We start from the raw sequence: 3,307 nt of genomic DNA on the forward strand, positions 1-3,307 counted from the left end.
TATCTAGTCAGGAACAGAAAAAAGTAAAAATACTGAGAAAAATAGATTTGTATTGTCCAGAGAAAATAATATTTTTTGATGACTAATTAATTAAAATCGCAGTCTATAAAAGAGTTTTTGCATGACGTTATAATCCTTGTTTTTATGACTAATTACCCACCAAGAATTAATATTGACTTATCGTGGAAACGCCAATACGGAACTCACAGATTTGGATGGTCTGGTGTATTGCGTAGTTTAGAACCTTTACATCATCAAAAAGGGGTTTTATTAGATGGTTTTATAGAAAGAAAGTTTTGTTGGGGTGGTAGTCCAGGAGAAGCTAAAAATAATCCTACTCCATATCAAGAGCCTTGGATTGGATTTATCCATGTTCCTCCTAGAGTTCCTAAATGGTTTGAGTACGAACAAGCTCCCCAAAGTATATTTGCTACTGAGTTATGGCAAGAAAGCCTTAAGTATTGTATCGGTTTATTCTGTTTATCAGAATATCATCAACATTGGCTGAAAAAAAGGTTGAATATACCAATTATTAAATTACTTCACCCTACAGAAACACCCGGGAAAACTTTTGATTTTGATAAATTTTTATCGAATAAAAATCGAAAAATAATTCAAATAGGTTGGTGGCTCCGGAGGTTAAATTCGATTTATTATTTGCCACAGAGCCAGATAAAAAAGGCTATTTTAATCAAAGACGATCTACAAATTCAGTCTTTGTTTGCTAAAGAAAAAGAAACCTTCAATTTATCTATAACTAATAATGATGTTGAGGTTATAAAATATTTAGCAAATGAAGACTATGATAATTTATTAACACAAAACATTGTTTACCTAGATTTGTATGACGCTAGTGCGAATAATGTTATAATTGAATGTATTGTTAGAAATACACCAATATTAGTTAATCCACTTCCAGCAGTTCAGGAGTATTTAGGAAAGGATTATCCTATGTATTTCAGCAACCGAAATGAAGCAGTGCAAAAAGCTAATGATTTGAGTTTAATCCGGGATACCCATGAATACTTACGAAAATATCCTATGAAAGCTAAATTAACCTTAGAATATTTTGTTAAATCATTAGCTGAATCAACAATTTATAAGTTACTAGCAAATTACGTTTACTAGGATTAATATTACTGATGAGAATTAACTGGTTTTGTCCCCTGCCACCAGAAAAAACTGATATTGCTCATTATACAAATCGCATATTAGCAGATTTACAAAAATATGCTGATATTGTTCTGTGGACAGATAAAGATGATTGGAGTCCAGAACTAACAAAATATGGTGAAGTCCGTCACTATCACCCCGATCTATTGCCTGATACTGAGATTAAAAAAGCTGATATTAATTTCTATAACATTGGTAATAATGCTGCATTTCACGGTTCTATCTGGAAAGTTAGTCAGCAATATCCAGGTATCGTCATTATCCATGATGTAAATTTACATTACCTTTTCACTACAATATTTCCAGAGTATTTGCAACCGGGAAGTCAGCAAGATGCTTACATTGACTTAATGGTTAGATGTTACGGTGTTTTTTGCAAGCAAGATATTGAGAAATTATTTGGGCATAATTTAACATGGAGTGTAGTTTCTGAGCGATATCCCCTAACTTTTGCAGCACTCGAAAATTCTTTAGGAGTAATACTTCATAATCACAACCCATTTACAATGGTGCAACAGGAACAGCGCTGGCCTGTTCTTTATGCTCCTTTACCCTATCCCTCCACACCTATATCCCCTGTTGTTAAAAATAGTTCCAGACAACGCCCACCCTATCAACTAATTATATTTGGTTATTTAGGAGGCACATATCGTCGGGTTCAATCAGTAATTGAAGCTTTAGGTACTTTACCAGAAAAGTCTCTGTTTCGCTTAGATATTTATGGGCAAGTTTGGGACAAAAATTATCTTGATGGTTTAATTGAGCGTTTCAACCTCCAAGAGCGGGTGACATTGCATGGTTGGGTAACTGAATCTACCTTAGATAATGCTTTGGCTAATGCTGACTTGGCAATTAATTTACGCTATCCTACTGGTGGGGAAGCATCAGGAAGTCAACTCCGGATCTGGAGTCATGGTTTACCTGCGTTGGTGACTCGCATTGGTTGGTATGCTCAAATACCAGAAAATGCTGTAGCTTTTGTCAATCACGATCACGAAATTGCAGATATTCAGCGACAACTACAAAATTTTGTTGCAGATCCTGCTAGTTTTGCCAGAATGGGAGAAAATGGTCGAGGTATATTGGCAACTGAACACAGTCCAGCATTGTATGCACAAAAAATTCTTAATTTTGCCAGGGAAGTTATAAGTTCTTCAGTAACTCTGGAGGTTACGACTAAACCACAAGTAAGTATAGTTATTTATGCCTACAATTGTAGTCAAAGTATCTCTCAAACTATAGAGAGTATTATGAAGCAAAGCTATGATGACTACGAAATTATTGTGGTAGATGATGGTTCAACAGATAACATTCGTAAAGCATTAGAACCCTACAAAAGTCAAATTCGGTATACGCGCTATCAAAATTATCAAGGAATTTCCGTAGCTCGTAATCAGGGAATTAATATGGCACGAGGTTGGTTGATCGTATTTTTGGATGGTAGCGATCGCCTACTCCCCCATCTCTTAGCTTCTCAAGTAGCTTGTTTTGATACTAATCCATCTTTGGGATGGGTTTCTGGAGGTTTCCGTTGGGTAAATGAACTTGGAGAAATGCTGAATGATGTTGAACCCTGGCATGATTTTCCGTTGTTAGATTGGGAAACTTTCCTGGTTTGTAAGCAATTGTATATGGGAGCAATGATGTTTGAGCGTCAATGGTTAGAGTGGGTGGGAGGTTTTAAAACAGAATTAAATTATGCACAAGAAATTGACTTACTATCTCGTTTGGCTTTAATAAATTGTTCTGGTGATTGGTCATACCAGGTTGCAGTTGAACGTTATCAGTCTCCAAAAGTTGATAGTGAAAATATATTAGCAATGGCGAAAGCTTCCGAAAGTGTATTAGACAATTTATTTCGTAATTCAGAATTACCAGAAAAGGCAAGTCGTAAAAAAGAGCGATCGCTCTATCATAATTTAGTCTGGTTTGCTTGGAACTTTTATCAAGCAGAAGAGTATCAATTAATGACTGAATATTTACAAAAGTCTTTGGCTTATACTAATTATTTTTGGGGAAAATCCATAACTAGCTTAGTCGAAAAATTCAAGTTTTATTCTCTTAAAGCGGGCTATAATTTTAATGCTTATAATTTCACTAAATTTCTCGACTTGATAGATTTGAAAAATATACA

General features: G+C 35.0%; 2 protein-coding genes. Both read left to right on the plus strand.

What is annotated here, in order from left to right; all coding sequences use genetic code 11:
- Nucleotides 1-144: 144 nt before the first annotated feature.
- On the plus strand, nucleotides 145-1,128 hold the full coding sequence (locus AFK68_RS05000; RefSeq protein ID WP_094671840.1) for a hypothetical protein: 984 nt from the start codon (nucleotides 145-147) through the stop codon (nucleotides 1,126-1,128).
- Nucleotides 1,129-1,142: 14 nt separating this feature from the next.
- On the plus strand, nucleotides 1,143-3,307 hold a 2,165-nt coding region (locus tag AFK68_RS05005), incomplete at its 3' end, for a glycosyltransferase (RefSeq protein WP_094671841.1).

Source organism: Hydrocoleum sp. CS-953, assembly GCF_002260545.1.
Lineage (GTDB): Bacteria > Cyanobacteriota > Cyanobacteriia > Cyanobacteriales > Microcoleaceae > Trichodesmium.

Bases quoted from the DNA above. Each gene is read 5' to 3' on its own strand.
- AFK68_RS05000 (WP_094671840.1), top strand. From the start codon at position 145: ATGACTAATTACCCACCAAGAATTAATATTGACTTATCGTGGAAACGC.